This window comes from Enterobacter sp. ZOR0014 (assembly GCF_000798855.1).
In the GTDB taxonomy this organism is placed as follows: Bacteria; Pseudomonadota; Gammaproteobacteria; order Enterobacterales; family Enterobacteriaceae; genus Enterobacter; species Enterobacter kobei.
The window spans coordinates 1-4,398 of record NZ_JTLF01000323.1 but is presented as its reverse complement, the minus strand read 5'-3'; the positions used below and the strand labels follow the sequence as shown (position 1 = coordinate 4,398).

The window sequence follows — 4,398 nt, the reverse complement described above, 5'->3', positions numbered from 1 at the left end:
CGGTTCTCACCGGGCCTTTTCTTTAATACATGACCTTGTGGCCATACTGCTCAAGAATACCTTTCACGCGCTCCATCGTCTCTTTTTTCGGTGGCTTCACGCCATCAAGTTTGTACTCTTCACCCATCGCCACCCATTTGTGTTTGCCAAGTTCGTGATAGGGCAGAAGCTCAATTTTCTCGACGTTGCCCATGTCGCGGGTAAATTCCCCCAGGCGGTGCGCAGAGTCGTCGTCATCTGACCAGCCGGGAACAACAACATAGCGGATCCAGGTTTTGATGCCTTTGTCGGCAATATACTTCGCAAATTCCAGCGTACGGTGGTTGGAAACGCCAACCAGATTCTGGTGGATCTCATCATTCATCTGTTTGAGATCGAGCATCACCAGATCGGTCACTTCGAGCAGTTCATCAATAACCGGATCGTAGCGGCGCACGAAGCCGTTGGTATCGAGACAGGTGTGAATGCCTTCCTTGCGGCAGGCGCGGAACCAGTCGCGGACAAATTCAGCCTGAAGAATGGCTTCGCCGCCGGATGCGGTCACGCCGCCGCCGGACGCGTTCATAAAGTGGCGATAGGTCACCACCTCTTTCATCAGATCTTCCACGGTGACTTCTTTCCCACCATGAGTGTCCCACGTGTCGCGGTTGTGGCAGTACAGGCAGCGCATCAGGCAGCCCTGGAAGAAGGTAATAAAGCGGATACCCGGGCCATCGACGGTGCCACAGGATTCAAAGGAGTGAATGCGACCAATAGTTGACATTGCGGTGAGATCTCCGAATTTGGCCCATCCGGGGGCCTATGTAGTTGCACAGCTCAAAGGCTATGTCGAGTCTGTTTTGGCTGTTATCCATTCAGTATAGATAGCGGACAAAAGAGACTGATGAAGCGAGGGTGTTAAAAAGGCCCCACTTGCGTGGAGCCTTTATTGTACGCCTTTTAACGCGTGATTTCAGTCAATTCCACTTACATGGACTGAGTGAAAGTACGGGTGATAACGTCCTGCTGCTGTTCTTTAGTCAGGGAGTTAAAACGTACTGCGTAGCCAGATACACGGATGGTCAGCTGAGGATATTTCTCAGGGTGTTCCATCGCATCGAGCAGCATTTCACGGTTCATTACGTTCACGTTCAGGTGCTGACCACCTTCGATGGACGCTTCGTGGTGGAAGTAACCATCCATCAGACCCGCGAGGTTAGTTTTACGCACTTCGTCGTCTTTACCCAGCGCGTTTGGCACGATGGAGAAGGTATAAGAGATACCATCTTTCGCGTAGGCAAACGGCAGTTTAGCAACGGAGGTCAGAGAGGCTACCGCACCTTTCTGGTCACGACCGTGCATTGGGTTAGCACCTGGTCCGAATGGCGCGCCAGCACGACGACCGTCTGGGGTGTTACCGGTTTTCTTACCATACACAACGTTAGAAGTGATGGTCAGAACAGACTGAGTCGGGATAGCGTTACGGTAGGTAGTCAGTTTCTGAATTTTCTTCATGAAACGTTCTACCAGGTCAACCGCCATGTCATCAACGCGAGAGTCGTTGTTACCGAACTGCGGATATTCGCCTTCGATTTCGAAGTCTACAGCCAGGCCGTCTTCGTCACGAATTGGTTTAACTTTCGCGTATTTGATTGCAGACAGGGAGTCAGCAGCAACGGACAGACCTGCGATACCACACGCCATGGTGCGGATAACGTCACGGTCGTGCAGCGCCATCAGAGAGGCTTCGTAGCTGTACTTGTCGTGCATGTAGTGGATAACGTTCAGCGCAGTGACGTACTGTTTAGCCAGCCAGTCCATGAAGTGATCCATACGTTCCATCACTTCATCGAAGTTCAGAACGTCGCCTTTGATTGGCTCAGACTTAGGACCCACCTGCATTTTCAGTTTTTCATCAACGCCGCCGTTGATTGCGTACAGCATGGTTTTCGCCAGGTTTGCACGCGCACCGAAGAACTGCATTTGTTTACCAACAACCATTGGGCTTACGCAGCAAGCGATAGCGTAATCGTCGTTGTTGAAGTCCGGACGCATCAGGTCATCGTTCTCGTACTGCAGAGAAGAGGTGTCGATGGACACTTTAGCGGCGAATTTCTTGAAGTTCAGAGGCAGTTTTTCAGACCACAGAACGGTGATGTTCGGCTCCGGAGAAGGGCCCATGGTGTACAGGGTGTTCAGGAAGCGGAAGCTGTTTTTGGTGACCAGCGTACGGCCGTCAACGCCCATACCACCGATAGATTCGGTTGCCCAGATTGGGTCGCCAGAGAACAGTTCATCGTATTCTGGGGTACGCAGGAAGCGAACCATACGCAGTTTCATGACCAGGTGGTCAATCATTTCCTGAGCGTCTTGCTCGGTGATTTTACCTGCTTTCAGGTCACGTTCGATGTACGCATCCAGGAAGGTGGATACGCGGCCGAAGGACATTGCTGCACCATTCTGAGACTTAACAGCGGCCAGGTAGCCGAAGTAGGTCCACTGGATAGCTTCCTGGGCGTTGGTTGCAGGACCAGAGATATCGCAGCCATATTTCGCTGCCATCTCTTTGATCTGACCCAGCGCACGGTGCTGTTCAGCAATTTCTTCACGCAGACGGATAGTCGCTTCCAGGTTTACGCCGTTTTCCAGGTCAGACTGCAGGGAAACAAACTGCGCGTATTTGTCTTTCATCAGGAAGTCGATACCGTACAGCGCAACGCGACGGTAGTCACCAATGATACGGCCACGGCCATACGCATCTGGCAGACCAGTCAGAACGCCAGATTTACGGCAGTTCAGAATGTCTTTGGTGTAAACATCGAATACACCCTGGTTGTGGGTTTTACGGTATTCGGTGAAGATTTTTTTCAGCATTGGGTCCAGCTCGCGGTTATACGCTTTGCAGGAACCTTCAACCATTTTGATACCACCGAACGGGATGATTGCGCGTTTCAGTGGTGCTTCAGTCTGCAGACCAACGATTTTCTCAAGGGCTTTGTTGATATAGCCAGCATCGTGAGAAGTGATGGTGGAAGCAACGGAGGTGTCAAAATCAACTGGCGCGTGAGTGCGGTTTTCCAGTTTAACGCCTTCCATTACGCTGTCCCACAGCTTGGTGGTCGCGTCAGTTGCGCCAGCCAGGAAGGATTCGTCACCTTCATACGGGGTATAGTTTTTCTGAATGAAGTCACGGACGTTGACTTCATTCTGCCAGTCACCTTTCGCAAAACCTTCCCAGGCTGTGGCTAACTTTTCATTAAGCTCGGACATGTAACACCTACCTTCTTAAGTGGATTTTTTATTTACTGCCTGAGATAACCATCAATGATGGTCGTCGCCACGCAGGTAAATGACCCAGTATGTCAACCCAACTAACAGACCCCCACCGATAATGTTCCCGATAGTGACGGGGATCAGGTTATCAGTAATGAAATTCATAATAGTCAGGTGAGAGAAACTTTCCGGGGATGAACCAATTGCGGTCCAGAACTCCGGGCTTGCAAAGTTGCGGATAACAATCCCCATCGGGATCATGAACATATTCGCAATACTGTGCTCAAAGCCGCTGGCAACAAACATCGCAACCGGCAGAACCATAATCATGGCTTTATCCATCAGGCTACGACCAGAATAGCTCATCCAGACCGCCAGGCAGACCATCAGGTTTGCAAGGATGCCGAGAGCAACGGCTTCGATAAATGTGTGGTGCATTTTGTGGTCGGCGGTTTGCAGGACATTAAGCCCCCAGCCGCCGTTGGCGGTCATGTACTCGCCAGAAAGCCACATCAACAGAACAAAGAGCAGACAGCCAATCAGGTTGCCAACGTAGACGTTAAGCCAGTTGCGCGCCAGTTGACCCCAGGTAATTCTTCCGCTGGCTTTTGCCACGACAATCAGCACCGTTGAGGTGAAGAGGTCGGCACCGCAGATGACGCAAAGAATCAGACCCAGTGAGAAGCAAATGCCGCCAATCAGTTTGGCCATGCCGAAAGGCATTCCGGCAGTACCGGTGGTGGCGGTGATGTAGAAGACGAAAGCGATTGAGATGAACACACCAGCAGTAATCGCCAGATAGAACGTCTTCATCGGGTGTTTCGTTGCTTTATAGACACCCGCTTCTTCGGCAACTTTTGCCATCGCGGCGGGGAGTAAAAGATCAAAAGGGTTGTCAGCTTTCACACTAACTCTCTCTTTATTAAGTCGGCGACGAGATACTAACAAAGCATTATAGAAGAGAAATTGATATAGATCATATCTCGCCTGGCTTATAGGCCCGCAGTGTGTATGGTTTTACAGCAAATGCGGAGTAAGTAATTGATTATCCGTATAAAAATAAATTTTAAAAGTTATGAGAAGAGTTGAATTATTTCGTTCGGCCCCCTCCGAAACAGTTAATTAATATGGAGTATTTACCATAAA

General features: G+C 50.4%; 3 protein-coding genes. All 3 read right to left on the bottom strand.

Going from position 1 to position 4,398, the window contains the following annotated elements; translation table 11 throughout:
- Window positions 1–22: 22 nt before the first annotated feature.
- Window positions 23–763 carry a pyruvate formate lyase 1-activating protein gene (gene pflA, locus L977_RS18395; protein WP_014883212.1) on the bottom strand — a complete coding sequence of 247 codons (741 nt, stop codon included), beginning with the start codon at window positions 761–763 and terminating at the stop codon, window positions 23–25.
- 203 nt (window positions 764–966) lie between these two features.
- On the bottom strand, window positions 967–3,249 hold the full coding sequence (pflB, locus tag L977_RS18390) for a formate C-acetyltransferase (protein WP_014883213.1): 2,283 nt from the start codon (window positions 3,247–3,249) through the stop codon (window positions 967–969).
- 51 nt (window positions 3,250–3,300) lie between these two features.
- A complete protein-coding gene (focA, locus tag L977_RS18385) occupies window positions 3,301–4,158 on the bottom strand; it encodes a formate transporter FocA (protein ID WP_032637072.1) in 858 nt (285 codons plus the stop codon).
- Between the last annotated feature and the right edge of the window lie 240 nt (window positions 4,159–4,398).